The 24617-nt window shown below is 73.3% G+C and carries 21 protein-coding genes; 17 read left to right on the forward strand and 4 right to left on the reverse strand.

The window, feature by feature from the left end; translation table 11 throughout:
• Positions 1-140 precede the first annotated feature (140 nt).
• The 6 genes from ABZZ38_RS28830 to holA all read left to right on the forward strand — a co-directional run bounded on the left by ABZZ38_RS28830 (position 141) and on the right by holA (position 6962).
• Positions 141-923 carry a hypothetical protein gene (locus tag ABZZ38_RS28830; RefSeq protein ID WP_356745204.1) on the forward strand — a complete coding sequence of 261 codons (783 nt, stop codon included), beginning with the start codon at positions 141-143 and terminating at the stop codon, positions 921-923.
• Between the two features lie 65 nt (positions 924-988).
• Complete coding sequence (locus tag ABZZ38_RS28835; RefSeq protein ID WP_356745206.1) at positions 989-1834, forward strand: DegV family protein; 846 nt, start codon at positions 989-991, stop codon at positions 1832-1834.
• A gap of 253 nt (positions 1835-2087) precedes the next feature.
• Positions 2088-3050, forward strand: coding sequence for a ComEA family DNA-binding protein (locus ABZZ38_RS28840; protein WP_356745208.1), 963 nt, complete (start codon positions 2088-2090; stop codon positions 3048-3050).
• Positions 3047-5602, forward strand: a complete 2556-nt coding sequence (locus ABZZ38_RS28845; RefSeq protein WP_356745210.1) for a ComEC/Rec2 family competence protein — start codon at positions 3047-3049, stop codon at positions 5600-5602. The genes ABZZ38_RS28840 and ABZZ38_RS28845 overlap by 4 nt, the downstream gene beginning before the upstream one ends.
• 11 nt (positions 5603-5613) lie before the next feature.
• A complete protein-coding gene (locus ABZZ38_RS28850) occupies positions 5614-5859 on the forward strand; it encodes a hypothetical protein (RefSeq protein WP_356745212.1) in 246 nt (81 codons plus the stop codon).
• A 116-nt stretch (positions 5860-5975) separates the two neighbouring features.
• On the forward strand, positions 5976-6962 hold the full coding sequence (gene holA / locus ABZZ38_RS28855; RefSeq protein ID WP_356745214.1) for a DNA polymerase III subunit delta: 987 nt from the start codon (positions 5976-5978) through the stop codon (positions 6960-6962).
• 664 nt (positions 6963-7626) lie between these two features.
• On the opposite strand, the gene rpsT is transcribed toward holA, so the two are convergent.
• The gene (rpsT, locus tag ABZZ38_RS28860) at positions 7627-7893 is read right to left on the reverse strand and encodes a 30S ribosomal protein S20 (protein WP_356745216.1); all 267 of its coding nucleotides are present in this window, start codon (positions 7891-7893) and stop codon (positions 7627-7629) included.
• Between the two features lie 208 nt (positions 7894-8101).
• On the opposite strand from rpsT, the gene lepA reads away from it, so the two are divergent.
• From lepA to hemW, 4 genes are all read left to right on the forward strand, one after another.
• Positions 8102-9973, forward strand: coding sequence for a translation elongation factor 4 (gene lepA, locus ABZZ38_RS28865; protein ID WP_356745218.1), 1872 nt, complete (start codon positions 8102-8104; stop codon positions 9971-9973).
• 301 nt (positions 9974-10274) lie between these two features.
• Positions 10275-12164: a long-chain fatty acid--CoA ligase gene (locus ABZZ38_RS28870; protein WP_356745220.1), complete on the forward strand. Its 1890-nt coding sequence runs from the start codon at positions 10275-10277 to the stop codon at positions 12162-12164.
• 398 nt (positions 12165-12562) lie between these two features.
• The gene (locus ABZZ38_RS28875) at positions 12563-14431 is read left to right on the forward strand and encodes an ATP-binding SpoIIE family protein phosphatase (protein WP_356745244.1); all 1869 of its coding nucleotides are present in this window, start codon (positions 12563-12565) and stop codon (positions 14429-14431) included.
• A gap of 27 nt (positions 14432-14458) precedes the next feature.
• A complete protein-coding gene (hemW, locus tag ABZZ38_RS28880) occupies positions 14459-15691 on the forward strand; it encodes a radical SAM family heme chaperone HemW (RefSeq protein ID WP_356745222.1) in 1233 nt (410 codons plus the stop codon).
• A gap of 147 nt (positions 15692-15838) precedes the next feature.
• On the opposite strand, the gene ABZZ38_RS28885 is transcribed toward hemW, so the two are convergent.
• Positions 15839-16654 carry a DUF3097 domain-containing protein gene (locus ABZZ38_RS28885; protein WP_356745224.1) on the reverse strand — a complete coding sequence of 272 codons (816 nt, stop codon included), beginning with the start codon at positions 16652-16654 and terminating at the stop codon, positions 15839-15841.
• Positions 16655-16664: 10 nt separating this feature from the next.
• A complete protein-coding gene (locus ABZZ38_RS28890) occupies positions 16665-17387 on the reverse strand; it encodes an MBL fold metallo-hydrolase (RefSeq protein ID WP_356745226.1) in 723 nt (240 codons plus the stop codon).
• A 175-nt stretch (positions 17388-17562) separates the two neighbouring features.
• Here ABZZ38_RS28890 and hrcA point away from each other — a divergent pair, with 175 nt between their 5' ends.
• The 7 genes from hrcA (at position 17563) to ABZZ38_RS28925 (ending at position 24420) form a co-directional block, all read left to right on the forward strand.
• Positions 17563-18579, forward strand: coding sequence for a heat-inducible transcriptional repressor HrcA (gene hrcA, locus ABZZ38_RS28895; RefSeq protein ID WP_356745228.1), 1017 nt, complete (start codon positions 17563-17565; stop codon positions 18577-18579).
• Positions 18580-19716 (forward strand): molecular chaperone DnaJ, encoded by a 1137-nt coding sequence (dnaJ, locus tag ABZZ38_RS28900; RefSeq protein ID WP_356745230.1) that lies wholly within the window; start codon positions 18580-18582, stop codon positions 19714-19716.
• A gap of 217 nt (positions 19717-19933) precedes the next feature.
• Positions 19934-21007, forward strand: coding sequence for a nitronate monooxygenase (locus ABZZ38_RS28905; RefSeq protein WP_356745232.1), 1074 nt, complete (start codon positions 19934-19936; stop codon positions 21005-21007).
• Complete coding sequence (locus ABZZ38_RS28910) at positions 21004-21735, forward strand: 16S rRNA (uracil(1498)-N(3))-methyltransferase (RefSeq protein WP_356745234.1); 732 nt, start codon at positions 21004-21006, stop codon at positions 21733-21735. The genes ABZZ38_RS28905 and ABZZ38_RS28910 overlap by 4 nt, the downstream gene beginning before the upstream one ends.
• Positions 21736-21791: 56 nt before the next feature.
• Positions 21792-22151: a histidine triad nucleotide-binding protein gene (locus tag ABZZ38_RS28915; protein WP_356745236.1), complete on the forward strand. Its 360-nt coding sequence runs from the start codon at positions 21792-21794 to the stop codon at positions 22149-22151.
• Positions 22152-22159: 8 nt separating this feature from the next.
• Positions 22160-23062, forward strand: coding sequence for a ribonuclease Z (locus ABZZ38_RS28920; protein ID WP_356745238.1), 903 nt, complete (start codon positions 22160-22162; stop codon positions 23060-23062).
• A 323-nt stretch (positions 23063-23385) separates the two neighbouring features.
• The gene (locus ABZZ38_RS28925) at positions 23386-24420 is read left to right on the forward strand and encodes an adenosine deaminase (RefSeq protein ID WP_356745240.1); all 1035 of its coding nucleotides are present in this window, start codon (positions 23386-23388) and stop codon (positions 24418-24420) included.
• On the opposite strand, the gene ABZZ38_RS28930 is transcribed toward ABZZ38_RS28925, so the two are convergent.
• The gene (locus tag ABZZ38_RS28930; protein WP_356745242.1) at positions 24345-24536 is read right to left on the reverse strand and encodes a hypothetical protein; all 192 of its coding nucleotides are present in this window, start codon (positions 24534-24536) and stop codon (positions 24345-24347) included. The genes ABZZ38_RS28925 and ABZZ38_RS28930 overlap by 76 nt on opposite strands.
• Positions 24537-24617: the final 81 nt, after the last annotated feature.

Raw genomic sequence — 24617 nt, forward strand, 5'->3', positions numbered from 1 at the left:
CTGGCCGGGCATCGCGGCGGACGAGCTGCCGCATGTCTTCGAGCGGTTCTGGCGTTCGCCGTCGGCGCGCGGCCTGCCCGTTCCGTTTACCGTGGAGGACGACGGGCGAGTACGTCCGGCACCGATTTCGAGGGGACTCCATGACAGCCGTGATCCTGATTCTGGCGCTGCTCTTCGTCACCTTCGTCGCGCTGGGCGTGTACGTGACCGTGAAGGCCGTCAAGGCCACCAAGCGCGGCGTCGACCGCACGATCACCCAGGCGCGGCGCACCGTCGAGGACACGACGCTCAGGGCGAAGAGTTACGGCCAGGGCGGTGTCGCGGGCGAGTTGGCACAGCTGCGGCTGTCGCTGCGTACCTCGATGCGGGCCACCCAGGACGCGCTGGAGGCCGGGGCCGTGGAAGACGCCTCGCTCAAGGAGTCGCTGGAGCTGTTCCGGCGGCTCAGCGCACACGGACACGAGCTCGACGAGGACCTCAAGCGGATGGAGCGCGACCCGGACCGCGCCAGGGTCGCCGCGCAGCTCGGGGAGATGCGGGAGCGCACCGAGCGCATCACACACTCGGCGGATGCGCTGCGCTGGGCGGCCCGGGACCGGGCGCGGAGGTTCGCGGACGACGATCTGTCGACGCTGAGCGCGCAGATCGATGTCGAGGCGGGCGCGCTGCGTCACTGGTCGGAGCCGGAGGGGCGGCGCGAGGACACCGCATGGCCGGAGGCGTCCACGGGGCAGGCCTCCGAGCAGGTCTGGCCGGCCGGGGCGGCGGACACCTCGGAGCGGATGCCCGGTGCGGGCTCGGGTGCGGCGGCTGCGGGTGCGGGCGAGGCGGCGGGTGAGCGGCCCGCGATCACGGGGCGGGACGCCCGGCAGGGAACCGTCTATTCCTGGCAGAAGTCGCCGCGGCCCGAGACCACGAACTGACCCGAACCGATCACCGGGCGGGGGCGGGCTGCCGTGCGGCGCCGCTGACGGGTAACCTCCCGCTCATGTCCCGCCATGTCGCGATCGTCACCGATTCAACGGCCTACCTGCCGCCGCAGACGATGGAGCGGCACGGCATCAGCGCGGTGCCGCTGACCGTCGTCCTCGGCGACCGGGCCCTCGAGGAGGGCACCGAGATCTCGGCCCGCTCGCTCGCCCTCGCGCTGCAGAAGCGGCGCTCCGTCACGACGTCCCGGCCCAGCCCCGGGACGTTCGTGGCGGCGTACCGGGCTGCCGCCGAGCGCGGGGCCGACGGGATCGTCTCGCTGCATCTGTCGGCCGAGTTCTCCGGGACGTACGACGCGGCGGTGCTGGCCGCCAAGGAGGCACCCGTGCCCGTGCGGGTGGTCGACACCGGCATGGTGGCCATGGCGCTCGGCTTCTGCGCACTCGCGGCTGCCGAAGCGGCCGAGTCCGGCGGCACGCTGGACGACGCGGTCGCGGCGGCGCAGAAGCGGGCCGCCGGGACGTCCGCCTACTTCTACGTGGACACGCTGGACTATCTGCGCAGGGGCGGCCGCATCGGTGCGGCCCAGGCGCTGCTGGGCTCGGCGCTCGCCGTCAAACCGCTGCTGGAACTGGAGGGCGGCCGGATCGAGCTGCGCGAGAAGGTGCGCACGGCATCGAAGGCGATCGCCCGGCTGGAGGAGATCGCCGCCGAGCGGGCGGGGGCGAGTCCGGTGGACATCGCCGTGCACCATCTGTCGGCGCCCGAGCGGGCCGCCGCGCTCGCGGACCGGCTGCGCCGGCGTGTCCCGGGCCTGGCCGACCTGCACGTCAGCGAGGTGGGCGCGGTGATCGGCGCGCACACCGGGCCGGGGCTGCTCGGAGTGGTCGTCTCGTCCAGGTGACGTTCCGTGATGGACGTCGTCACCCGTAAGGGTGGCTGTCTTTTCCACAACTGGTCGGTTTTCCACGGATTTTGAGGCGGGTCGGCGCGTTCGGTCGTGTGTGCGTACCGTGCTGTGCATGGCGAACCGAACACACTCCGTGACGACATCCACCTCGACGTCCACCCCGACCTCGGCCTCGGCTTTGACGTCGGCGTCCACGTCCTCGTCGGCGTCCCCTACCTCGTCGGCGTCAGCTCCTGGGTCGACGCCGTTGTTGGCGACCAGCGGGCCCGGGCGGGCCCGGGGATCCGACGGCCGCACTCGCGGCGGGGCGCGTGCCCGAAGCCATGTCCGCGCACGCGGTCGGCTCGGGCGACGCGTACGCGGCGGTCTTGCGGCCACGGTGCCCGCGGCTGCGCCGCGTCGGCGTGCCGACGCGCTCTTCCAAAGGGCCGGCGCGCATGCGCCGCATCCGCCGCCGACACCCACGCCCGCCCCGTCGGCGCCTGCTCCCTCATCGCCGACGCCCGCTTCCGCCACTGCTGCGGTGGGAGAGGAACCGTCCGGGCGGCAGGAGCGATGGCGGCCGGCGCTGCGGGAGCGGCTGCCCCTCTGGCTGCATCTGCGATGCGGGATGGAGCCGCGAGCACTCGCCGCGCTCTCGGTGGTGCTCGTCGTGGCCGCGGTGCTGGCCGGGCGGTATTTCTGGGCGGGCCGGCCGGAGTCCGTGCGCGCACCCGAGGTGGTCGGGGCGGCGGCGCCGGCTGCCGACATGATGTCCGGGGCGCCGGGCCCCGGGCCCTCGGCCGCGCCGTTGCCCGTGGTCGTCGATGTGAGCGGCAAGGTGCGCAGGCCCGGCGTGCTGCGGCTGCCGGCCGGTTCGCGGGTGGCCGACGCACTGCGCGCGGCGGGTGGGGTCCGGCCGGGCACCGACGTCACCGGGCTGAACCGCGCCCGTGTCCTGATGGACGGTGAGCAGGTGGTCGTGGGCGTCACCCCGGCTCCGGCCGGACCGGTGCCCGGACCGTCCGGACCCGCCGGTGGGCCCGTCAGCCTCAACACCGCCACGGCGGACCAGCTCGACGCGCTGCCCGGCGTCGGTCCCGTGCTGGCCCAGCACATCGTCGACTACCGCACCCGGCATGGGGGATTCCGGTCGGTCGATGAGCTCCGCGAGGTCAACGGCATCGGCGACCGGCGGTTCGCGGACCTGCAGCCTCTCGTACGGCCATGACACGCGAAACATCGCTGCCCAGCCGAACAACGACGGCACGCGCGGCGGTTCACGCCGCCTCGGGCCACCGGCTGGGCGCCGCCGACCCGCGCCAGGAGGGCCCGGCGGATCTGCGACTGGTGCCTCCGGCCCTCGCCGCGTGGGCGGCGGCGGCCCTGGCCCTGGGCGCGCCGGGAAGATGGACCACGGCCGGCGTGGCGCTGTGCACCGGGGCCGCCGCTCTGGTGCTCCTGTCTCCGTTGGTGGCGGGCCGACTCGGCTCGGTGCGCCCCACGGCGTACGGGCGGTGGCGGGGCAACGCCACCGCCGGTGCGACCCTGCTGCTGTGCGCCGCCGCCGGAGCGGCATCGGCCGGCTTCCACGGCGCCGATCTGCGGCGGGGGCCACTACCGGAGCTGGCACGGGAGTACGCGCGGGTGAGCGTGGAGGTGACGGTCACCTCGGATCCCCGTCCCGTCCGGGGCGGCGGCCGACCGGGGGGCGGCTCGGTCGTCCTGGACGGGAAGGCGACACGGCTCGTGGCGACCGGCGGAGCCGTCACCGACATCCGTACGCCGGTGCTGCTGATCGTGTCGCCGGGGGACGGGTGGCGGCGGCTGTTGCCGTCCACTCGCGTACGGGTGGACGCGCGGCTGGCGCCGCCGCAGCGCACGGGCGAGCGGTTCGCTGCCGTCATACGCGTCGGGGCCGGCCCGCCGCGCGTCATCGGACCACCGAACGCTCTCCAGCGAACGGCGGGGGAACTGCGGGCAGGGCTGCGTACCGCCACGGACGGCCTCACCCCGGACGCCCGCGCCCTTGTGCCCGGGCTGGTCGTCGGTGACACCTCACGCATCCCGCCCGAGCTGCACGACGCCTTCCGCGCCACCGACCTCACCCACGTCCTCGCCGTGTCAGGAAGCAACCTCACCGTCGTGTTGTTGCTGCTCATCGGCCCGCCCGGCACCGCGCTGAGAGCGGAACGGGGCGGGCTCGCCCCCCGGTTGGGGATCGGGCTGAGGGGAACCGCGCTGCTCGGCGGGGCGCTCACGCTCGCCTTCGTGGTGGTCTGCCGCCCCGACCCGAGTGTGCTGCGCGCGGCGGCGTGCGGATCGATCACCCTGCTGGCGATCGGCACCGGCCGCCGCAGATCGCTCATCCCCGCGCTGGCCGCCGCCGTGTTGCTGCTGGTGCTGTACGACCCGTGGCTGGCCCGCAGTTACGGCTTCGTGCTCTCCGTGCTCGCAACAGGAGCCCTCCTCACCGTCGCCCCGGGGTGGAGCGCCGCGCTGCGGCGGCGCCGGGTGCCACCGCGCGGCGCGGAGGCGTTGGCCGCGACCGCGGCGGCCCAGGTCGTGTGCGCCCCCGTGGTGGCGATCTTCGCCGCCCGGATCAGCCTGGTCGCCGTCCCCTGCAATCTGCTGGTGGAGCTCGCGGTCGCCCCGGCCACCGTCCTCGGGTTCACCGCTCTGGCCGCGGCACCGGTGGCGATGCCCGTGGCCCGGGCGGTGGCCGCCTGCGCGGGATGGCCGGCCGAATGGATCGCCTCCGTCGCCCGCACCGGGGCGGCGCTGCCCGGAGCGCAGGCCGACTGGCCCGGCGGCTGGCGGGGCGGGCTGCTGCTCGCCGGAGTCACCGGCGTGGGCGTACTGCTGGCCCGGTGGCTGCCGCGCCGATCCTGGGTGGCCGCCGCGTGCGCCGTGCTGTTACTGCTCGCGGTGGTGCGGCCACCACCGCTGACCCGGCTGGTCACCGGATGGCCACCACCCGACTGGGTCTTCGCCATGTGCGACGTGGGCCAGGGCGACGCGACGGTGCTCGCGGCGGGCGGCGGCGCGGCCGTGGTGGTGGACGCCGGTCCGGAACCGGAGCCCGTCGACCGGTGCCTGAGCGACCTGGGCGTCAGACGGGTGCCCCTCGTCCTGCTCACACACTTCCACGCCGACCATGTCGCCGGGCTGCCCGGGGTGCTGCGCGGCCGGGAGGTCGGCGCCATCCAGACGACGGGCCTCCAGGAGCCGGCCGGCCAGGCCGCGTTCGTGCACAGAACGGCGGGCGCGGCAGGGGTGGACGTCATCCGGGCGGCCCCGGGAGAGCGGCGCCGGACCGGGACGCTGGAGTGGCGGGTCCTGTGGCCGGGCCATGCCCTGCCGGGGGCGGACGCCGAGGGACCGAACGACGCCAGCGTCACGCTGCTGGTCCGAACGCGGGCCGGGCTGACCCTGCTGCTCCTGGGCGATCTCGAACCACCCGCCCAGCGCGGCCTGTTGCGCGCCCACCCGAACCTGCCGCCGGTGGACGTCCTGAAGGTCGCCCACCACGGCTCGCCCCATCAGGACCCGCATCTGCTGAGCCGGGTCCGGCCCCGGGTGGCGCTGGTGTCCGCGGGCCGGGACAACGGGTACGGCCATCCGTCACCCCGCACGCTCGGGGCCCTGAGAGGCGGGGGAGCGATGGTGCTGCGCACGGACCGGGACGGCTCCATCGCGGTCACCGGCGCCGGGCGGGAGCTGCGGGCCACCGCCAGGAACGTTCGCGCCGACCCTGGTCCCGACGCCGATCCGGGGGGTTGAACAATGGTTCCGTGAACGATGTGAGACATGTGCTGGTGCTGCCCGACCGGGATGCTGCGGAGGAGGCGGCCGCGGAGCTCGGCGCCCGTTTCGGTGTCGACGAGGAGCCCCAGCTGGTGCGGGACGCGCTGGCCGGTGAGGACGACGCCGAGGACGCGCAGTGGCTCGTGGTCGTCGAGGACCCGCAGGGGCGCCTGCCGGCGGCCGAGCTGGACGAGTTCGCGGCGGAGTGGGACGGCTGGCGGGAAGAGCCGTAAGCGGGAAGGCGGGATAGGCGGGAGGCGGGACAGGCCGACCGTCGGGACGGCGCGGACCGGCTGCCGGCGGACCGGCCGGGGCCGGGTGTCAGTGGTGCGTGGGATGCTGGTTCGCGATGGCCACCAGAAAGAACGCGACCGACGACCCGCTCGCCCCCGTCACCCTCGCCGTCGGCCAGGAGGACCTGCTCCTGGACCGAGCGGTGCAACAGGTGGTGGCGGCGGCCCGGGCCGCCGACGCCGACACGGACGTCCGCGACCTGACCGCCGACCAGCTCCAGCCGGGCACGCTCGCCGAGCTGACGAGCCCCTCGCTCTTCGCCGAGCGCAAGGTCCTGATCCTGCGGAACGCGCACGACCTCTCCGCCGACACGGTCAAGGACATCAAGGCGTACTTCGGTGCGCCGGTCGAGGAGATCTCCCTCGTCCTGCTCCACGCGGGCGGCGCGAAGGGCAAGGGCCTGCTGGACGCGGCTCGCAAGGCCGGTGCGCGGGAGATCGCGTGCCCTAGGACGACCAAGCCCGCGGAGCGGCTGACGTTCGTACGGGGCGAGTTCCGCACGCTGGGACGGTCGGCGACGCCCGAGGCGTGCCAGGCGCTCGTCGACGCGATCGGCAGTGACCTGCGGGAGCTCGCGTCCGCGGTGTCACAGCTGACCGCGGACGTCGAGGGCACGATCGACGAGGCGGTCGTCGGGCGGTACTACACGGGTCGCGCGGAGGCCTCCAGTTTCAACGTCGCCGACCGGGCGGTGGAGGGGCGGGCGGCCGAGGCGCTGGAGGCGCTGCGCTGGTCGCTGTCGACGGGCGTCGCGCCCGTGCTGATCACCAGCGCCCTGGCACAGGGCGTGCGGGCCATCGGCAAGCTGTCGTCGGCGCGGGGCGGGCGGCCCGCCGACCTCGCCCGCGAGCTCGGCATGCCGCCGTGGAAGATCGACCGCGTGCGCCAGCAGATGCGCGGCTGGACGCCGGACGGTGTGGCGATGGCCCTGCGCGCCATCGCCGAAGCGGACGCGGGCGTCAAGGGCGGCGGCGACGACCCGGAGTACGCCCTGGAGAAGGCGGTCGTCACGATCGCCCGCGCGGCCCGCTCCCGCCGCTGACGCGACGCCGCCGCTGCCCCGCCCGGCGCCCAGTGGCGCGGGAGCGGACGACTCCTCCGGGTTGCACCCGGCGGACCCTCGCCCGCGCCGTCCGGCACCCAGTGGCGCCGCGGTCTCTCCGGGCGCCCTGGACGCGGCCTCGCCGACCCCCGGCTGGCCGCCTCGCCGACCCCTCGGCTCGCCGCTTGCCGGTCACCGGCCTCCGGCCCGCTGCCTCGCCCGCTGCCTCGCCTGGGCGCACTCGACGGCCCGTCAGGTCTGCCCAGGCCCGTCAGGTCCGCACGGCGCCTGCGTACGGCGCCTGCGTACGGCGCCCGCGTCCGGCGCCCGCGTCCGGCGTCCACGCGGCACCACGCACCGCATCACGGTCACGCCCCCGCGCATCACCGCTCACACCCTCGCGCGCCCCCCACATGTCGCACCACATGTCGCACCACCTGCCGCACCACACCCCCGGCCCCTGCCCCGCCGCGGCATGCCGAAGGCCCTGGCATGCCGAAGGCCCCGGCTGCGTGCTGGGGAAGCACGGGGCCGGGGCCTTCGGGTCACGATCGTGAGCTCGTACCCGCGTGGCGAACGCAGGCCGCGTACGGGCTCGGGGTGCCGGTCAGGAGCGGATGAGAGGGCCCGCTGGGTCCGTTCCGGCGATCAAATCAAGAGCAACTCAGGCCTGGAGGGAGGCAACCTTGGCGGCCAGCGCCGACTTCTTGTTGGCGGCGGCGTTCTTGTGGATGACACCCTTCGAGACGGCCTTGTCCAGCTTGCGGGAGGCCTCGCGAGCGGCCAGGGTGGCCTTCTCGACGTCACCCGCGGCGGCAGCCTCACGGGCCTTGCGGATCGCGGTCTTGAGCGACGACTTGACGGCCTTGTTGCGCAGGCGCGCCTTCTCGTTGGTCTTGTTCCGCTTGATCTGGGACTTGATGTTCGCCACGAAAGAGCCTTTTCAGGTTCGTAAGGATTTCTCTGATGTGTGTCCCGGTGCTGAGAGGGCCACGAGACACAGCTGCCCAGGCTACCAGTCACCGTCCGAGCGGCCCAAACCGAGCGTCGGTCCCCGTCCGTGGGACCATGGAACCTACGTATCGATCCGACGTCGACCCGAGCAGAGACGCCCGGCGTCTCAAGAATCAGGACCCTGCGTGCCCGCGACCCCTACCCACGTGCCCGAGCCGAGCCGTACCGACCCGGCGCTGATCCGCAACTTCTGCATCATCGCGCACATCGACCACGGCAAGTCGACCCTCGCCGACCGGATGCTTCAGCTGACCGGTGTGGTCGAGCAGCGGCAGATGCGCGCTCAGTACCTCGACCGCATGGACATCGAGCGCGAGCGCGGCATCACGATCAAGTCCCAGGCCGTCCGCCTGCCCTGGGCGCCCACCACGGGCGACGGCCAGGGCAGGACGCACATCCTCAACATGATCGACACCCCTGGTCACGTCGACTTCACCTATGAGGTGTCGCGGTCCCTCGCCGCCTGCGAGGGCACCGTCCTGCTCGTCGACGCCGCCCAGGGCATCGAGGCGCAGACCCTCGCGAACCTCTACCTCGCGATGGAGAACGACCTCACCATCGTCCCGGTGCTCAACAAGATCGACCTGCCGGCCGCCCAGCCGGAGAAGTTCGCCGAGGAGCTGGCGAACCTCGTCGGCTGCGACCCGGACGACGTGCTCAGGGTGTCGGCCAAGACCGGCATCGGGGTGGAGGCGCTGCTCGACCGGGTCGTCAAGGACGTGCCCGCCCCCGTCGGCGTCGCCGACGCCCCCGCCCGCGCGATGATCTTCGACTCGGTCTACGACTCGTACCGCGGCGTCGTCACCTACGTCCGCGTCATCGACGGCCAGCTCAACAAGCGTGAGCGCATCAGGATGATGTCGACCGGCGCCACGCACGAGCTGCTGGAGATCGGCACCAACTCGCCCGAGATGCTCCCGGCCGACGGCCTCGGCGTCGGCGAGGTGGGCTACCTCATCACCGGTGTGAAGGACGTCCGGCAGTCCAAGGTCGGTGACACCATCACCACCCTGCACAAGGGCGCCACCGAGGCCCTCGGCGGCTACAAGGACCCGAAGCCGATGGTGTTCTCGGGCCTCTATCCACTGGACGGCTCCGACTACCCCGAGCTGCGCGACGCGCTGGACAAGCTCCAGCTCAACGACGCCGCGCTCGTCTACGAGCCGGAGACCTCCGCCGCGCTCGGCTTCGGCTTCCGCGTCGGCTTCCTCGGCCTCCTCCACCTGGACGTGATCCGCGAGCGCCTGGAGCGCGAGTTCGGTCTCGACCTGATCGCGACCGCCCCCAACGTGGTCTACCGCGTACTGATGGAGGACGGCACCGAGCACACCGTCACCAACCCGAGCGAGTTCCCCGAGGGGAAGATCAGCGAGGTGTACGAGCCGGTCGTGCGCGCCACGGTCCTCGCGCCCAGCGAGTTCATCGGCGCGATCATGGAGCTGTGCCAGACCCGCCGCGGCACGCTCCTCGGCATGGACTACCTCTCCGAGGACCGGGTCGAGATCCGCTACACCCTCCCCCTCGCCGAGATCGTCTTCGACTTCTTCGACCAGCTGAAGTCCAAGACGCGCGGGTACGCCTCCCTCGACTACGAGCCCACCGGCGAGCAGGCCTCCAGCCTGGTCAAGGTCGACATCCTGCTGCACGGCGACAAGGTCGACGCCTTCTCCGCCATCACCCACAAGGACGCGGCGTACGCGTACGGGGTGCGGCTCGTCGCCAAGCTGCGCGAGCTCATCCCGCGCCAGGCGTTCGAGGTGCCGATCCAGGCGGCCATCGGCTCGCGCGTCATCGCCCGCGAGACCATCCGCGCCATCCGCAAGGACGTCCTCGCCAAGTGCTACGGCGGTGACATCTCCCGTAAGCGGAAGCTGCTGGAGAAGCAGAAGGAAGGCAAGAAGCGGATGAAGATGGTCGGCTCCGTGGAGGTGCCGCAGGAGGCCTTCATCGCGGTGCTCTCCAGCGACGACTCCGCCGGCGGCAAGTCCAAGAAGTAGAGAAGCGGAAGCAGGACCGGAAGCGGTACGGCACGCCGGGAAGCGGTCCACGAGTCAGTACGGCACGGCCGCGAGGCAGTACGGCACACGAAAGCGCCCGTTCGGTTCCCGGACGGGCGCTTTCGCCTTCCGGGCCCCTGCACGGATGCTGCACAGTCGTTATGAACCGGGTATGAACCGCCGGGCCATAGCCCCTTACATGGCGGACCACAGCGCTCTAACCTGATCCCGCCCGAGGGTTACTCGCCAGTTAAACAACATCCCGTCGTGCAGCCCTGCCGCAAGCCGCCCGGAGGACGCCGTGAGCGACACCCAGAATCCGATCGAGAACCGGCCGCCCTCCGTGGCGTCCCTCTTCCTTGAGCGCGTCGCGAAGACCCCGGACGCCGAGGCCTACCGCTACCCCGTTCCCCCGGCCTCCGGACAGGGCCCCGACGACTGGAAATCGCTCAGCTGGGAGCAGGCCGCCGACCGGGTCTACGCCATCGCCGCCGGCCTGATCGACCTCGGTGTCCGGTCGGAGGAGCGCGTCGCGCTCGCCTCCGCCACCCGCGTGGAGTGGATCCTCGCCGACCTCGGCGTGATGTGCGCCGGGGCGGCCACGACGACCGTCTACCCCCAGACGAACGCCGACGAGTCCGCGTACATCCTCGCCGACTCCGACAGCCGCGTCCTGATCGCCGAGGACGCCACCCAGCTCGCCAAGGCCCGCGCACACCGCACCGACCTCCCGCACCTCGCCCACGTCGTCGTCATCGACGCCACCGACGTCGAAGCGGCCGAGGACGACCCGGCGGGCTGGGTCCTCTCCCTCGCAGACCTCGAAAAGCGCGGTCGCGCGTACCTGGAGAAGCACCCGGACGCGGTCAGGGACCGGGTCGCCGCGATCAGCGCCGCCCAGCTCGCCACCCTCATCTACACCTCGGGCACCACCGGCCGCCCCAAGGGCGTGCGGCTCCCGCACGACAACTGGTCGTACATGGCCAAGGCCATCGCCGCGACCGGACTGGTCACCAAGGACGACGTGCAGTACCTGTGGCTGCCGCTCGCCCACGTCTTCGGCAAGGTGCTGACGTCCGGGCAGATCGAGGTCGGGCACGTCACCGCCGTCGACGGCCGCGTCGACAAGATCATCGAGAACCTTCCGGTCGTCCAGCCGACGTACATGGCCGCCGTGCCCCGCATCTTCGAGAAGGTCTACAACGGGGTCGCGGCCAAGGCGCGGGCCGGCGGCGGAGCCAAGTACAAGATCTTCAAGTGGGCGGCCGAAGTCGCCCGCGAGTACGCCAAGGCCAGCCAGGACAACTTCCGCCGCACCGGCACCGCGAGCGCCCCCTTCGGCCTCACCGCCAAGCACAAGGTCGCCGACGCGCTCGTCTACTCCAAGCTCCGCGAAGCCTTCGGCGGCCGGCTGCGCGCCGCCGTCTCCGGCTCGGCCGCGCTCGCCCCCGACATCGGTTACTTCTTCTCCGGCGCCGGCATCCACATCCTCGAGGGCTACGGCCTGACGGAGTCCAGCGCCGCCAGCTTCGTCAACCCGGGCGAGGCGTACCGCACCGGCACGGTCGGCAAGCCGCTGCCCGGCACCGAGGTGCGGATCGCCGACGACGGCGAGATCCTCCTGCGCGGCCCCGGCATCATGGAGGGCTACCACGGGCTGCCCGAGAAGACCGCCGAGGTCCTGGAGCCGGACGGCTGGCTCCACACCGGCGACATCGGTGAGCTGTCCGTCGACGGCTACCTGCGCATCACCGACCGCAAGAAGGACCTCATCAAGACGTCCGGCGGCAAGTACATCGCGCCCGCCGAGGTCGAGGGACAGTTCAAGGCGGTCTGCCCCTTCGTCTCCAACATCCTCGTGCACGGCGCCGACCGGAACTACTGCACGGCCCTCATCGCCCTCGACGAGCCCGCCATCCTCGGCTGGGCCGAGGAGAACGGCCTCGGCGGCAGGACGTACGCCGAAGTGGTGGCCACCCCGCAGGTCGAAAAGCTCGTCCAGGGCTACGTCGACCGGCTCAACGAGGGCCTGCAGCGCTGGCAGACCATCAAGAAGTTCCGGCTGCTCCCGCGCGACCTCGACATCGAGCACGGCGAACTGACGCCCAGCCTCAAGCTGAAGCGGCCCGTGGTGGAGCGCGAGTACAAGCACCTCATCGACGAGATGTACGCGGGCACCAAGGAGGCCTGACACCCCCGGACCCGGGGACCCGACACCTTCGGACCCCGGGATCCATCACCCTTCGGACCGGGAACCCGACACCTTCGGACAACCCCGGGATCCGTCACCCTTCGGACCCGGAGCCCGACCCCTGTGGGCCACACGGATCCGAGACCTTCGCACCCCGAGGACGGGCGCGGCCGGCACCGGTCGCGCCCGTCCTTCGTGGCCCTGCCCCGCGACTTTCGTGCCTTTGCCCGCGACTTCGATGACTCGGCGCTTATGAGCGGGCTCAATCTGTCACTCTGTCGGTGTCCAGACCCGGGAGCCGACGAGGAGCACACGTGGGGTCCTTTCCGACGCAGCGGCTGCAGCGGGCCCAGCGGGAGATCGTCGACGTGCCGCCCCACCGGCACCACCTTCCGCCCATGCCGCCGCCGCCCGACCACTCCGTCGCGCGCACCAGCCTGCCCGGCAACCCGCTCGCCCCCGCCGCCGCGCGCCGCTTCGTGCGGGCCGCGCTCGCCGACTGGACCGGCCTGGCGCTGCCCGCCGCCGCCGCGATCAACGACCGGGTCGCCGACGACGCCGTCCTCGTCGTCGCCGAGCTCGTCACCAACGCCGTCGTCCACGCGGGCACCACCGTCGAGCTGCTCGTGCGGTTGGAGGAGCCCGACGGCGACCAGCCCGCCGCCCTCGTCCTCGAAGTCTCCGACCACCACCCCGCGCGCACCGTCCGCAACGAGCAGCACCCCGCGGAAGGGGAGGTGAGCGGCCCGGAGGAGTACGGCCGGGGGCTCCAGCTCGTCGCCGCGCTCGCCGAGTGCTGGGGCATCACCTACCGGCCCGGCTTGAAGACCGTCTGGGCCCGCCTCCCCCTCGACGGCTGGGACACCTGCCCGGTGCCGGGCACCGAGCCCGCCATCCAGCGCGGCCTGCGCGCCGCCGAGATCCTCGCCCCCGCGCCGCGCCGGCCCGTCCGCGACGACCACGAGTGGGCGGGCAGCTCGGCGCTGACCTTCCTCGCCGAGGCGTCCGACCTGCTCGCCGGGCAGCTGGACGAGGATCTGGTCGCCGCGCTCGCCGGACAGCTGCTGGTGCCGCGCCTGGCGGACTGGTGCGCCTTCTGGCTGGAGGGCGACGGCGGCGAGGCGCCGGCGGCGCCCCGGCTCGCCCGCGTCTGGCACGCCGACGAGTCGGCCATCGAGCCGCTGCGCGCCGTGCTCCACAAGGAGCCGCCGCCCATGCCGGAGGCCGCGCGCACCGGGCCGGTGCCCGTGGCGTGGCCCGACCCGGGCGGGGACGGCACCGCGCTCGCCTACCGGCTCGTCACGGGCGGCCGTGGGCTCGGCACGCTGATGCTCGGGCGGCGCGGCACGGCCCGTATCCCCGACGCGGTCACGGCGCTCATCGAGGACTTCGCGCGTCGTGTGGCCCTGGCGATCGGCGCGGCCCGCCGGTACACGCGCCAGGCCACCATCAGCCGGGTGCTGCAGCGCGGGCTGCTGCCCAGCCAGGTGGCGCAGATCCCGGGGGTCACCAGCTGCGTCGTCTACGAGCCGAGCGACGACGGGCTGGCGGGCGGTGACTTCTACGACGTCTTCCAGGCGGCGCCGCCCGGCGCGGGAGCCGCCGGCCGGCCCGGGCGCTGGTGCTTCATGCTCGGCGACGTCCAGGGCAGCGGACCGGAGGCCGCCGTCGTCACCGGCCTCGCCCGCCCCTGGCTGCGGCTGCTCGCCCGTGAGGGCCACCGGGTCGGCGAGGTCCTCGACCGGCTCAACCGGCTTCTCCTCGACGACGCCACCGAGGCCGCGGAGGCCGCCGCGCTGGTCGTCGCCGCCGCGGGCGGCCCCGAGCCGCTGCCCGTCATGCCGACGCAGTCACGCTTCCTGTCCCTCCTGTACGGCGAGCTCACCCCCGGCGACGACGGCGGAGCGCGCTGCACCCTCGCCTGCGCCGGGCACCCCCTCCCGCTCCTCCTGCGCCCCGACGGCACGGTGACCCCGGCCGCCGTGCCGCAGGTGCTCCTTGGGGTCGTCGACGACGTCGCGTACGAGAGCCACACCTTCCACCTCGCGCCCGGTGACACCCTCCTGTGCGTCACCGACGGCGTCACGGAGCGGCGCTCCCGCGGCGGCCGGATGCTCGATGACGAGGACGGCCTCGCCCGGGTCCTCGCCGGCTGCGCCGGGCTCACCGCCCAGGGCGTCGCCGACCGGATCAGGCAGGCCGTGCACGCCTTCGGGGAGGGCCCCGTGGGTGACGACCTCGCCCTGCTCGTCCTCCAGGCCCGGTAGGCCCCGGCGTGACGGACAATGGGCGGTATGCCTTCCGTACTGCCCGATGGTGAGCCCATGCCCGAGGACGGCGCGCTGCCCGCGTCCGCCCTGCTCGGGGCCGGTGAGCGGCCGCTCGGGTTCTATCTGCACGTGCCCTACTGCGCGACCCGCTGCGGCTACTGCGACTTCAACACCTACACCGCCACCGAGCTGCGCGGCTCCGGCGGCGTGCTGGCCTCCCGTGACAACTACGCCGCCACCCTGACCGACGAGGTACGCCTCGCCCGCAAGGTCCTGGGCGACGACCCCCGGCCGGTCCGGACGGTGTTCGTCGGCGGCGGTACGCCCACGCTGCTCGCCGCCGGCGACCTCGTACGCATGCTGGGCGCCGTCCGCGAGGAGTTCGGGTTCGCGGACGACGCCGAGATCACGACCGAGGCGAACCCGGAGTCCGTCGACTCCGCCTATCTGGCGGAGCTGCGGGAGGGCGGCTTCAACCGGATCTCCTTCGGCATGCAGAGCGCCCGGCAGCACGTCCTGAAGGTGCTGGACCGTACGCACACCCCCGGGCGGCCGGAGGCCTGCGTGGCGGAGGCGCGTGCGGCGGGCTTCGAACACGTCAACCTCGACCTGATCTACGGCACGCCGGGGGAGAGCGACGACGACTGGCGGGCCTCCCTCGACGCGGCGATCGGCGCCGGACCGGACCACGTCTCGGCGTACGCCCTGATCGTCGAGGAGGGCACGCAGCTCGCCCGGCGCATCCGGCGCGGCGAGGTGCCGATGACGGACGACGACGTCCACGCCGACCGCTACCTGATCGCGGAGGACGTGCTGTCGGCGGCCGGGTTCGAGTGGTACGAGGTGTCCAACTGGGCCACCTCGGAGGCGGGCCGGTGCCTGCACAACGAGCTGTACTGGCGCGGCGCCGACTGGTGGGGCGCCGGGCCGGGCGCGCACAGCCACGTGGGCGGCGTGCGGTGGTGGAACGTCAAGCACCCCGGCGCGTACGCCGCCGCGCTGGCGGAGGGGCGGTCACCGGGCGCGGGGCGCGAGGTGCTCTCCGGGGAGGACCGGCGGGTGGAGCGGGTTCTGCTGGAGCTGCGGCTGCGCGAGGGGTGCGAGCTGTCGCTGCTGCGCCCGGCCGGCCTGGCCGCCGCCGAGCGCGCGGTAAGGGACGGGCTCCTGGACCCCGGTCCTTACGCCGAGGGGCGCGCCGTCCTGACGCTGCGGGGACGGCTGCTGGCCGACGCGGTGGTGCGGGACCTGGTGGACTGACGCCCGCTTCCAGGCCCCGCCAAGGAGGCCGACTCCAGACCCCGGCGGGGACGACGACTGCTGGGCGGCGTGGACGAGCTGATCGACGGAACACCCCCGCCATGGCGGGGAAACGGGCCGGCCTCCGGTGGGGAGACGAGTGCGCGGTCACGCACCCTCGGCGTCGCCCACCGTCACGAAGTCGATCAATTGCTCCACCCGCCCCAGCAGCTCGGGCTCCAGGTCCTTCCAGCCGTGCACGCTCGACAGGACGCGCTGCCACGCCGCGCCCGTGTTCGGCGGCCAGCCGAGCGCCCGGCACACGCCCGTCTTCCAGTCCTCGCCGCGCGGCACCGTGGGCCACGCCGGGATGCCGACCGCCGAGGGCTTCACGGCCTCCCAGATGTCGATGTACGGGTGGCCCACGATCAGCGTGTGGGCGTCCGAGACCTCGGCCGCGATGCGGGACTCCTTGGAGCCAGGCACCAGGTGGTCCACCAGGACCCCGAGGCGGGCGTCCGGGCCCGGCCCGAAGTCCCGCACGATCGCCGGCAGGTCGTCGACGCCCTCCAGGTACTCGACCACCACGCCCTCGATCCGCAGGTCGTCGCCCCACACCCGCTCGACCAGCTCCGCGTCGTGGCGGCCCTCCACGTAGATGCGCCCCGCCCGGGCCACACGCGCGCGTGCTCCCGGAACGGCGATCGAGCCCGAGGCGGTACGGGTGGGCCGCACCGGAGCCGCGGAGGGACGGACGAGGGTGACCGTACGGCCCTCCAGCAGGAAGCCCCTGGGCGCGAGCGGGAACACGCGGCGTTTGCCGAACCGGTCCTCCAGGGTGACCGTCCCCGCCTCGCAGCCGATCACCGCTCCGCAGAAGCCGGTCCCCACCTCCTCGACCACCACGTCCGGCTCGGCGGGCACCTCGGGGACGGGTGCGGAGCGCTTCCAGGGCGGGGTCAGATCAGGGTTGTAACTGCGCATTCGGCAGACGCTACGACACCCCGAACCGGCGGGCCAGTTCATCGCGTTGGGCGCGTACGAAACCGGCGTCGACCACCGCCCCGTGGCCGGGCACGTACAGCGCGTCCTCGCCGCCCAGTTCCAGCAGCCGGTCCAGCGCGGCCGGCCAGCGGGACGGGATCGCGTCCACGCCCGCCTGCGGGTCGCCGGACTCCTCCACCAGGTCCCCGCAGAACACGACCTCCGGCTCGCCCGGCACCAGCAGCGCCAGGTCGTGCCCGCTGTGCCCCGGCCCCACGTTGGCCAGCAGCACCTGCCGCCCGCCCAGGTCCACCGTCCACTCGCCGCACACCAGGTGGTGCGGGACGACCAGCACGTCCGTCGCCTCGACCGCCTCGGCCGCGGCGACCCCGTGCCGGATCGCGGAGGTCCGCAGCGCGTCACGCTCCCGCTTCATCAGCGCCTCGACGCCCACCGCGCCGAACACCTCCGCCCCCGCGAACGCCGCCGTGCCCAGCACATGATCGAAGTGCGGATGGCTCAATGCGATATGCGTCACCCTGCGCCCGCCCAGCAGTCGCTGCGCCTGCGCCCGGATCTCGGCGCCCTCGCGGAGCGTGGCGCCCGTGTCGTAGAGCAGCGCCGCGTGCTCGCCGACCACGAGTGCCGTGGTCGCGTCCCAGACGGGCAGCCTCCTGCGGCCCACACCGTCGCCGAGCCGCTCCCAGCCGAACTCTTCCCAACTGACGTCCATACCGCGACGCTATCGGCAACGACCAGCACCGTCGCGCGGTAGCGTGGACGGCCGCCCCGGGCCGCGGCCCTTGCTAGGGGCGTACCCCGGCGCCGTACACTGGCCGGGTGAACCTGGCACTCCGACACCGCGAGTGCCAACGCAGGAGAACCGGAGCCAGCTGGAGGTGCGCGCGATGCTCAGCGAACGCAGACTCGAGGTGCTGCGCGCCATCGTCCAGGACTACGTCGGCACGGAGGAGCCCGTCGGGTCCAAGGCGCTCACGGAGCGGCACAACCTCGGCGTCTCGCCGGCCACCGTGCGCAACGACATGGCGGTGCTGGAGGAGGAGGGCTTCATCGCCCAGCCCCACACCAGCGCGGGCCGCATCCCCACCGACAAGGGCTATCGGCTCTTCGTCGACAAGCTGGCGGGCGTCAAGCCGCTGTCGACGCCGGAGCGGCGGGCCATCCAGAACTTCCTGGACGGCGCGGTCGACCTCGATGACGTCGTCGGCCGCACGGTGCGGCTGCTCGCGCAGCTGACCCGGCAGGTCGCGGTCGTCCAGTACCCCTCCCTGACGCGCTCGACCGTGCGCCACGTGGAGCTGCTGTCGCTGGCTCCCGCACGGCTGATGCTCGTCCTGATCACGGACACCGGGCGCGTGGAGCAGCGCATGGTCGACTGCCCGGCGCCGTTCGGCGAGCAGTCCGTGGCCGATCTGCGGGCCCGGCTGAACAGCCGCGTCGTGGGGCGGCGCTTCACCGACGTGCCCCAGCTGGTGCAGGACCTCCCGGAGTCCTTCGAGGCGGAGGACCGCGGGACCGTCTCCACGGTGCTGGCCACGCTGCTGGAGACGCTGGTGGAGGAGACCGAGGAGCGGCTGATGATCGGCGGCACCGCCAATCTGACCCGCTTCGGGCACGACTTCCCGCTGACGATCCGGCCGGTGCTGGAGGCGCTGGAGGAGCAGGTGGTGCTCCTGAAGCTGCTCGGCGAGGCCAAGGACTCGGCGATGACCGTACGCATCGGGCACGAGAACGCCCATGAGGGGCTGAACTCCACGTCCGTCGTCGCGGTCGGCTACGGTTCGGGCGACGAGGCAGTCGCCAAACTCGGCGTGGTCGGACCGACCCGCATGGACTACCCCGGAACGATGGGAGCGGTACGCGCAGTGGCACGTTACGTCGGACAGATCCTGGCGGAGTCGTAAGTGGCCACGGACTACTACGCCGTACTCGGCGTACGCCGCGACGCCTCCCAGGACGAGATCAAGAAGGCGTTCCGGAGGCTCGCGCGCGAGCTGCACCCGGACGTCAATCCCGATCCGAAGACGCAGGAGCGGTTCAAGGAGATCAACGCCGCGTACGAGGTCCTGTCGGACCCGCAGAAGAAGCAGGTCTACGACCTCGGCGGCGACCCGCTGTCCGCGTCGGGAGGCGGTGGCGCGGGCGGCTTCGGGGCCGGCGGCTTCGGCAACTTCTCCGACATCATGGACGCCTTCTTCGGCACGGCGTCCCAGCGCGGCCCGCGCTCCCGGACCCGGCGCGGCCAGGACGCGATGATCCGGCTGGAGATCGAGCTCAACGAGGCCGCCTTCGGCACGACCAAGGACATCCAGGTCGACACGGCCGTCGTCTGCGGCACGTGCTCGGGCGAGGGAGCCGCTCCCGGCACGTCCGCGCAGACCTGCGACATGTGCCGTGGCCGCGGTGAGGTCTCGCAGGTGACCCGGTCGTTCCTGGGCCAGGTCATGACGTCCCGCCCCTGCCCCCAGTGCCAGGGCTTCGGCACCGTCGTGCCGACGCCGTGCCCGGAGTGCGCCGGCGACGGGCGGGTCCGCTCCCGCCGTACGCTCACGGTCAAGATCCCGGCCGGTGTCGACAACGGCACCCGCATCCAGCTCGCGGGCGAGGGCGAGGTCGGCCCGGGCGGCGGCCCGGCCGGTGACCTGTACGTCGAGATCCACGAGCTGCCGCACGCGGTCTTCCAGCGGCGCGGTGACGACCTGCACTGCACGGTGACGATCCCGATGACGGCGGCCTCGCTGGGCACGAAGTGCCCGCTGGAGACGCTCGACGGGGTCGAGGAGATCGACATCCGCCCCGGCACCCAGTCGGGCCAGTCCGTCCCGCTGCACGGGCGCGGTGTCACGCACCTGCGGGGCGGCGGGCGCGGTGACCTCATCGTCCACGTGGAGGTCCAGACGCCGACGAAGCTGGACCCGGAGCAGGAGCGGCTGCTGCGCGAGCTGGCGAAGCTGCGCGGCGAGGAGCGGCCCACGGGGCAGTTCCAGCCGGGGCAGCAAGGCCTGTTCTCGCGGCTGAAGGACGCGTTCAACGGCCGCTAGGCACCGCTGACACGGTGGGGCCGGTGGGACCGGGCGCTTGTGGGCGCTCGCGCTTCTCGACGCCGACGGGCGGGGCGGGTGCCGGGGTCAGGACCCCGGCACCCGCCCCGCGCCGTACCCGGCCCCGCGCCGTACCCGCTCGGTGCCGTGCGGGCTCGGCGGGCAGGGCGCGGGGCCGGGATTCGATGGCGGGGCCGGGGCGTGACACCATGCGTGCATGTCCTCCGCGCTGACCGATCTCTGCCGTTACCCGATCGTGCAGGCCCCCATGGCGGGTGGCGCCTCCTGCCCTCGTCTCGTAGCCGCCGTGTCCGACGCCGGCGGTCTCGGATTCCTCGCCGCCGGGTACAAGACGGCCGACGGCGTGTACGAGGAGGTCAAGCAGGTTCGGGGGCTGACCGCCCGGCCCTTCGGCGTCAACCTGTTCATGCCGCAGCCGGGTCAGGCCGACGCCGCCGCCGTCGACGTCTACCGCCACCAGCTCGCCGGTGAGGCCGGCTGGTACGACACGCCGCTCGGCGACCCCGACGCGGGGCGGGACGACGGGTACGAGGCCAAGCTGGCCATCCTGCTCGAGGACCCGGTGCCGGTCGTGTCGTTCACCTTCGGGTGCCCGGCCCCCGAGACGCTCGACGCGTTCTCGCGCGCCGGGACGTTCACCGTCGTCACGGTCACCTCGCCCGAGGAGGCGCAGGCCGCGCAGCGGGCCGGGGCCGACGCCGTGTGCGTCCAGGGCATCGAGGCCGGCGGGCACCAGGGCACGCACCGCGACGACCCCGAGGCCGACGGGTCCGGCTCCGGGCTGCTCGCGCTGATCACCCAGGTGCGCGAGGCCGTGCACATACCGCTGATCGCCGCCGGCGGCCTGATGCGCGGCAGCCAGATCGCCGCCGTCCTCGCCGCGGGCGCCTCGGCCGCACAGCTCGGCACGGCGTTCCTGGTGTGCCCCGAGTCCGGCGCGCACGCCCTGCACAAGCAGGCCATGACGAACCCGCTGTTCACCCGCACCGAACTCACCCGCGCCTTCTCCGGCCGCCCCGCCCGTGGCCTGGTCAACCGGTTCATGCGGGAGCACGGGCCCTACGCCCCCGCCGCGTACCCCGAGGTGCACCACCTCACCAGCGGCCTGCGCAAGGCCGCCGCCGCGGCCGGCGACCCGCAGGGCATGGCGCTGTGGGCCGGCCAGGGCCACCGGCTGGCCCGCGAACTGCCCGCCGGACAGCTCGTCGAGGTCCTCCACGCCGAAACGCGGTCCGCTGCCGCCGCCCTCGCGCTGGGCGGTTCCTCATGACGGCGCCCGTCTTCGTGGTCGACCACGTCACGGACGGCACCGTCACGCTGGACGGGCCCGAGGGACGGCACGCCGTGTCCGTACGGCGGTTGCGCGTCGGCGAGGAGATCGTCCTCACCGACGGCGCCGGGAACGGCGCGTACGGCACCGTCGCCGCCGTCGAGGGCAAGGACCGCCTCGACGTGGCGGTGACCGAGGTACGCGCGGAGCCCGCGCCCGCGCCCCGCATCACCGTCGTCCAGGCCCTGCCCAAGGGTGACCGCGGCGAACTGGCCGTCGAGACGATGACCGAGACCGGCGTCGACGCGATCGTGCCCTGGGCCGCGTCCCGGTGCATCACGCAGTGGAAGGGCGACCGGGGCCTGAAGGCGCTCGCCAAGTGGCGTGCCACCGCCCGCGAGGCGGGCAAGCAGTCGCGCCGTCTGCGCTTCCCGGACGTGGCGGACGCCGCGTCCACCAAGCAGGTCGCGCGGCTCCTCGCCGCCGCCGACTTCGCGGCCGTCCTCCACGAGGAGGGCGCCGAGCCGCTGGCCACCGCCGAACTGCCCGCGGCCGGCGAGATCGTGCTCGTCGTCGGCCCCGAGGGCGGCGTGTCGCCCGACGAGCTGGCCGCCTTCGCGGAGGCGGGCGCGAAGCCGTACCGGCTGGGGCGGAGCGTGCTGCGCACCTCGACCGCCGGCACGGCCGCCGCGGCGCTGCTGCTGGGGCGGACGGGCCGCTGGTCCTGATCGCCGAGGATCACCACGGATAAGCTGCGTGGGTACTGATCAAAAGGAGAGTGAGCATGGCCGGAGAGCCGCAGAGCGACTGCCTGTTCTGCAAGATCGTGTCGGGGGAGGTGCCGGCCACGATCGTCCGTGAGTCGGAGACGACCGTCGCCTTCCGCGACATCAACCCGCAGGCGCCCACGCACGTCCTCGTGATCCCCAAGGCGCACCACCGCGACGCCGCCGCACTCGCCGCCGCCGAGCCCGGGATCGCCGCCGACGTGCTGCGCGAGGCCGGTGAGGTCGCCGCCCAGGAGAAGATCGACGGCAGCGGCTACCGCGTCGTCTTCAACACCGGCACCGGCGCCGGACAGACCATCTGGCACGCGCACGCCCACGTCCTCGGCGGCCGCGGCCTCAACTGGCCCCCCGGGTAGCACGCGGGATGTCCGTACGGGAGTTCGTCGTGCTGGGCACCGCCAGCCAGGTGCCCACACGCCACCGCAACCACAACGGCTACCTGCTGCGCTGGGACGGCGAGGGCATCCTCTTCGACCCGGGCGAGGGCACGCAGCGCCAGATGCTGCGCGCCGGGGTCGCCGCCCACGACATCAACCGGATCTGCGTCACCCACTTCCACGGTGACCACTCCCTCGGTCTGGCCGGGGTCATCCAGCGCATCAACCTCGACCGGGTGCCGCACCCGGTCACCGCCCACTACCCGGCGAGCGGGCAGCGCTTCTTCGACCGGCTGCGGTACGCCACCGCCTACCGCGAGACGGTCCGGCTCACCGAGGCGCCGGTCGCCGAGGACGGCGCGTTCGCCACGACCCCCGCGTACACCCTGGAGGCGCGCCGCCTCTCGCACCCCGTCGAGTCCTTCGGGTACCGGCTGACCGAACCCGACGGGCGCCGCATGCTGCCCGAGAAGCTCGCCGCGTACGGCATCGGGGGCCCGGACGTGGGCCGTCTGCAGCGCGACGGGCAGCTCGGCGGCGTACGCGTCGAGCAGGTGAGCGAGGTCCGGCACGGGCAGCGGTTCGCGTTCGTCATGGACACCCGGCTCTGCGACGGCGTGTACGCGCTCGCCGAGGGCTGCGACCTGCTCGTCATCGAGTCGACGTTCCTCGACGAGGACGAGACGCTGGCCATCGAGCACGGCCACCTGACGGCCGGCCAGGCGGCGGCGGTGGCGCGCGAGGCGGGCGTACGGCATCTCGTCCTCACCCACTTCTCGCAGCGCTACAGCGACCCCGGCGTCTTCGAGCAGCAGGCCCGCGCGGCCGGTTTCGACGGCGAACTGACCGTCGCCCACGACCTGATCCGGGTCCCTCTCCCCAAGCGTTAGCAGGCGGACGAGGAGCGCCTGCGTCAGCCTCGCCCACGCGCCCGTGGAGGACGCGGATGGCCACTTCGTCCGACCTGGTTCCGGGCACGGCCGCGGTGTCCCCGCCCGCCCCGCCCGCCCGGGGGGCACCGCCCGCTCATCCGGCGCGCCGTCGGCGGCGGTATCCGCGCCATGATCGCGCTCCAGGCCGCCCTCGCCGCCCGCGGCGCAGCCCCCGCCACCGGGCTCGCCGTCATGGGGCTCGCCCGGCCCGCCGAGGTGGAGCGCCCAATCCGGCCGCGTTACGCTGCGATTACTCCCGAGAAAGCACCGAGGCACCCCCCATGGCACCGCTTCCCAAAGCCGAACTGCACCTCCACATCGAGGGCACCCTCGAACCCGAGCTCGCCTTCGCGCTCGCCGCCCGCAACGGCGTCGAACTGCCCTACGCGGACACCGAGGAGCTGCGGAAGGCGTACCTCTTCAGCGACCTGCAGTCCTTCCTTGACCTGTACTACGGGCTGATGACCGTGTTGCGCACGGCGGACGACTTCACCGAGCTCGCCGACGCGTACCTGGCGCGCGCCGCCGCGCAGGGCGTACGGCACGCCGAGATCTTCTTCGACCCGCAGGCGCACACCGACCGCGGCATCGCGTTCGGCACGGTCGTGGAGGGGCTGGCCCGGGCGCTGGACCACAGCGAGGAGCGGCACGGCGTCTCCACCCGGCTGATCATGTGCTTCCTGCGGGACAAGTCGGCCGAGTCGGCGATGGCGACCCTGGAGGCGGCCAGGCCCTACGTGCGGCGGATCGCGGGCGTCGGCCTGGACTCGGCCGAGGTGGGCCACCCGCCGTCGAAGTTCGCCGAGGTGTACGAGGCGGCCGGGGCGCTCGGGCTGCGCAAGGTCGCCCACGCGGGCGAGGAGGGCCCGCCCGCGTACATCCGCGAGGCGCTGGACGTCCTCGGCGTGGAGCGGATCGACCACGGGCTGCGGGCGGTCGAGGACCCGGAGCTGGTGGCCCGGCTCGTACGGGAACGGGTGCCGCTGACGCTGTGTCCGCTGTCGAACGTGCGGCTGCGCGCGATCGACGTCCTGGAGGACCACCCGCTGAAGTCGATGCTGGAGGCCGGGCTGCTGGTCACCGTCAACTCCGATGACCCGGCGTACTTCGGCGGCTACGTCGGTGACACCTTCCACGCGGTCCACGAGGCCCTGGGCCTGGGCCCGGAGCAGTTGCGGGAGCTGGCCCGCAACTCCTTCCTGGCGTCGTTCCTGGAGGACGACGAGGAGCGCCGGGCGCGCTATCTCGCCGAGGTGGAGGCGTACGACTTCGGCTCCTCCGACTCGGTCGACGCGGTCGACTCGGCGAGGCCGTAGTCCCACTGCGTCGCGGTCGCGGGGACGGGCGCGACCGGGATCTCGGTGACCGGCTGCTCCGGGGCGCCGATCTGCGGCGCCAGGGCGGCCGCCGGGGCGCCCGTGGCCGCGACCACGGCCAGATCGGAACAGCGGCGGGTAGGGAAAGAGTGGCTGTTTATGGGTGTAGATAACGGGGGGCGCCGGATCAATAAAAA

The organism is Streptomyces sp. NPDC006368, from assembly GCF_040612535.1.
Classification (GTDB): domain Bacteria; phylum Actinomycetota; class Actinomycetes; order Streptomycetales; family Streptomycetaceae; genus Streptomyces.

Bases quoted from the DNA above. Each gene is read 5' to 3' on its own strand.
- ABZZ38_RS28830 (WP_356745204.1), top strand. From the start codon at position 141: ATGACAGCCGTGATCCTGATTCTGGCGCTGCTCTTCGTCACCTTCGTC.
- ABZZ38_RS28835 (WP_356745206.1), top strand. From the start codon at position 989: ATGTCCCGCCATGTCGCGATCGTCACCGATTCAACGGCCTACCTGCCG.
- ABZZ38_RS28845 (WP_356745210.1), top strand. From the start codon at position 3,047: ATGACACGCGAAACATCGCTGCCCAGCCGAACAACGACGGCACGCGCG.
- holA (WP_356745214.1), top strand. From the start codon at position 5,976: ATGGCCACCAGAAAGAACGCGACCGACGACCCGCTCGCCCCCGTCACC.
- ABZZ38_RS28875 (WP_356745244.1), top strand. From the start codon at position 12,563: ATGCCGCCGCCGCCCGACCACTCCGTCGCGCGCACCAGCCTGCCCGGC.
- hemW (WP_356745222.1), top strand. From the start codon at position 14,459: ATGCCTTCCGTACTGCCCGATGGTGAGCCCATGCCCGAGGACGGCGCG.
- ABZZ38_RS28885 (WP_356745224.1), bottom strand. From the start codon at position 16,654: ATGCGCAGTTACAACCCTGATCTGACCCCGCCCTGGAAGCGCTCCGCA.
- ABZZ38_RS28890 (WP_356745226.1), bottom strand. From the start codon at position 17,387: ATGGACGTCAGTTGGGAAGAGTTCGGCTGGGAGCGGCTCGGCGACGGT.
- hrcA (WP_356745228.1), top strand. From the start codon at position 17,563: ATGCTCAGCGAACGCAGACTCGAGGTGCTGCGCGCCATCGTCCAGGAC.
- ABZZ38_RS28905 (WP_356745232.1), top strand. From the start codon at position 19,934: ATGTCCTCCGCGCTGACCGATCTCTGCCGTTACCCGATCGTGCAGGCC.
- ABZZ38_RS28910 (WP_356745234.1), top strand. From the start codon at position 21,004: ATGACGGCGCCCGTCTTCGTGGTCGACCACGTCACGGACGGCACCGTC.
- ABZZ38_RS28915 (WP_356745236.1), top strand. From the start codon at position 21,792: ATGGCCGGAGAGCCGCAGAGCGACTGCCTGTTCTGCAAGATCGTGTCG.
- ABZZ38_RS28920 (WP_356745238.1), top strand. From the start codon at position 22,160: ATGTCCGTACGGGAGTTCGTCGTGCTGGGCACCGCCAGCCAGGTGCCC.
- ABZZ38_RS28925 (WP_356745240.1), top strand. From the start codon at position 23,386: ATGGCACCGCTTCCCAAAGCCGAACTGCACCTCCACATCGAGGGCACC.